At 35.0% G+C, this 2,901-nt stretch carries 2 protein-coding genes and 1 pseudogene; 2 read left to right on the forward strand and 1 reads right to left on the reverse strand.

Annotation, left to right across the window (positions count from 1 at the left end):
* On the reverse strand, positions 1-734 hold a 734-nt coding region (locus DES54_RS18375), incomplete at its 3' end, for an ATP-grasp domain-containing protein (RefSeq protein WP_113869800.1).
* Positions 735-2,341: 1,607 nt separating this feature from the next.
* Between DES54_RS18375 and DES54_RS18380 the strand changes: the two are divergent.
* Together DES54_RS18380 and DES54_RS19425 are read left to right on the forward strand one after the other, a co-directional pair.
* Positions 2,342-2,731 (forward strand): annotated as a pseudogene (locus tag DES54_RS18380) (ISAs1 family transposase); the annotation flags it as partial.
* A 41-nt stretch (positions 2,732-2,772) separates the two neighbouring features.
* A partial coding sequence (locus tag DES54_RS19425) for a transposase (protein WP_147247335.1) occupies positions 2,773-2,901 on the forward strand: 129 nt, incomplete at its 3' end.

A 2,901-nucleotide genomic window follows, 5' to 3' on the forward strand; every position in this document is an offset into this window, starting at 1 on the left:
AAAAATGTCAGACAATTTATTAAAACCGCATCACCTTTCCCAGGCAACAAACCTGGACTAACAAAAGTGGAGCGGTAATAGGCGCAGTTATTTAGATGCCCAGGATAAAGGAAAGTCTTAGTTGCTCCAATAAAGTTATGATGACCATTTAGGCTTAGGGTTTCGAGGCTATACTCTCTTCCATCCAAAAATTCTTCTAAAAGTCGTATTTCATTTTTAAGGTTAGCTGTTTTCAGCCATGCATAAGAAAATTCTTCATCAGTATTACATATATAAACATTTTCACTTCCACATCCTGAAGGATCTTTTATAACAATACGTTTATGCTCCCTAAAAAAATAAAATGCTTGATTTTTACTGTTTGTTTTTAAATATGAAATTGAAAATTTTGTATTTTTAAATTTTCCCCTCATTATCGTTTTATCTAAGCAAAGTCTATGCACATCGTAATCCATACCTTCAATTTTCAGCTCCTTTGCTAAATAGGCAGCTGGATATAAACCCTCTTCAATAAATGAAAACACATAATCTACTGGTGACTTGGAGTGAATTTGCGAGGCAATTTCTGTGACTTCTTTAGCTTCGAATTTATCTATCAGATATACATCTTTACATGCTTGATAATGCATATCATGAATCATGTTTTTTTCCTGAATTAATGATATATCAACGTTAAGTTCCTTAAATGAATCGAATCGATTAAAATAACCACCTATTATCAATATGTGTTTCATCATTTTCCCTTTTATTAAATATACTTGTCATACTTCAAATTGTATGTGCGTTGGCTGCGTTCACTCACCCGATCACTTACCTGAGTTAGCTTATCGGGATGACATGAGAAGTATCCTGTCCCTCAACGAAGACCATATGTTGGCTGGTCGAATTCTTTCCCGACGAATTTATCTTTTCTTTGCCACCTTTCTGGGGTTAGAATTATTTTTGGCATAGTAGCATTTTTTAAATTACCGTTTTTAGTCATATTTAACTAATGATGAGTGTTCTTAATGAGTTTTAGAATTGTAAGTTATATTTTATTAACTTAATTATACTTGAGTGCTATGTTTATTTCAGCCAGCACTATGAAGTAGTTATTTTATTATTCATGTGAGCAACTTGAGTGAATTAATATTTCATAATGAGCTTTGTTGCTATGGTAAATATATAGGGATTTTTCGCTATTAAAATTAAATGATTTCTTATGTTGGTATTTTTTTTCAATGTTTTCAGTTGCTTGTATATTTTTTGTGGTTTTTGTTTTAACGCGCAATGAGTGTTTTTTTTATTTTACTTTGATTTAACATTGTGTTTACTTATCTTTTATATCTTTTTGAAAAATAAATAATACTACCGTCTTTCCGTGTTAGTGGAATTCATTGAAAATCATAAATTGTAAATACTATTATCGAAAATGTAATCTGATGTCAATAAGGATTTAAACGTGTTCTGATTTTTTACTCACAAATAGCTTCAGTGATAACGCCGAACTTACGTTTTTCTTAATTTGATAGTTATTTACTTTCATCTATGAAGCATGTTAATAATTATTATTACTAATATTTTCATTCCGTTTATATTTATTTGGTGTCTTATTTTTGGTTTTTTATCGTAGGGTTGTATTTATTAATTTACATTTGAAATTAAATAATTATCACTATAATTGTTTCGTTACGGAAAGGTTGTTGGCATAAATATATAACGAAAGGAGGCGATAAGTGGATTTGAGGGGGGGGATGTTATTTTTTAACGAAAGTAAAAAACACTTGCGATATACCTAAATAATTCGAGTTTCAGGAAGGCGGCATGCGAAGGAATCCCAGTGGAAACATTACTTAATGGAAATGCATCTGGGCTGAGAAAAATTTAAGCCAGATATAATATGACAGACACCTGTATAAATAACCGGTAACTGCCAGATCTTATCTAATACATAAGTTCAAGATGAAATAAGTGCGCCAGATTTTCAATAAGCTTCTTTTATTCGTCTCTCATAAACGCTGTTTGCTTCTTGTTAAATATTATCGTGCTGCAAGTTCAAGTCAGGCAACTATGCCCAGAGTTAAATTGTTGCTCATTACTGACAAATTCCTTTATTGCTGTTACTGTCAATTTTTCCTACACCGGAAATTGATGCCAGCCTTTTAGTTATTCCATTTGTATCTACGATAGATCTAATCTGGTGGCATAAGTGCAACAATATTTGTGTTGGATGGTGTAGGACATATGTCCATATAATATCGCCTTTATAGCCAGCCCAGGGCCGGATCACACTTTGTTAAAAACCTGAACTATTCACTAATTCGCTGATCTCAAAATAAAATAATTTTTTTGAGGTCTTGATATGACGCTTTTTGAGCATCTTTCCCTTGTCGAAGAGACACGTTCTCCCATTAATCAGCGACATAATCTTGTCGATGTGCTGTTTCTCGTTCTTGCCGCCGTCGCCAGCGGACAAAACGGATGGGCCGAAATTCAACAGTTTGGCGAACTTCGCCTTGGCTGGTTAAGAAAATTTCGTCTGTTTTCCAATGGGATACCCCGTCGCCATACGATTGCCCGTATAATGAAAGCCGTGAGCCATGACAGCTTTCAACTCTGTGTCTTTAGCTGGCTCAATGACATACGAGCCGAATCCGGCAAGCCTCTGATTGCGATTGATGGGAAGACTATCAAGGGCGCCTCCATGCGGGGCGACCGTGTTTTCCATTCTGTCAATGCCTATGACCTGAACTGTAGTGGAATACTGAATTTGGCCACCTGAACAGAGGTGATATGCTCACCTCAGAACAACACAGGTGCTCCAATGAAAAAAGAAATTTTAGTGCAGAGTTCAAACGTGAAGCGGCTCAGTTGGTTGTCGATCAGAACTACACCGTTGCTGAAGCAGCAAAAGCCATGGAT

The sequence above is a fragment of the Brenneria salicis ATCC 15712 = DSM 30166 genome, from assembly GCF_003315515.1.
Classification (GTDB): domain Bacteria; phylum Pseudomonadota; class Gammaproteobacteria; order Enterobacterales; family Enterobacteriaceae; genus Brenneria; species Brenneria salicis.